Here is a 366-nt window from a genome sequence, read left to right on the forward strand (position 1 = left end):
CTTCACTGACATATTCTGCGAACAACATGCCGAACGTCGTAAATATGACCAGTCAATATCAGGACGAAGTTCTTCGCACAGAACCTCACCTCTTGTTGCTACGTATAGCGACTTCTGCCTGCCAGAGATCCCAGTCGTTGCTGCGTAAAGCCTGCACAGCCTGGTTGTAAGTGATACCGCAACAATCCATCAAATACTGAACTACTTCGTAATGCACCATCTTATCTCTCCCCTTAACGCCGGGTGGCGGAACTAACTGCTGCACTGCAAAATTTGAATCCCGCCGTCATGTTCATACGCCTCGGGCTGGCTACTTAACCCCTTACCACTGCCTGGTAACTCGAAGTATTGCCCGGCGTTCTGTGG

General features: G+C 50.0%; 1 pseudogene. It reads right to left on the reverse strand.

Going from position 1 to position 366, the window contains the following annotated elements:
• A pseudogene (gene ydaS, locus AC0L3J_RS37670) lies at nt 1-99 on the reverse strand (toxin YdaS); the annotation flags it as partial.
• Between the last annotated feature and the right edge of the window lie 267 nt (nt 100-366).

The sequence above is a fragment of the Bradyrhizobium sp. Kon37 genome (genome assembly GCF_055807535.1).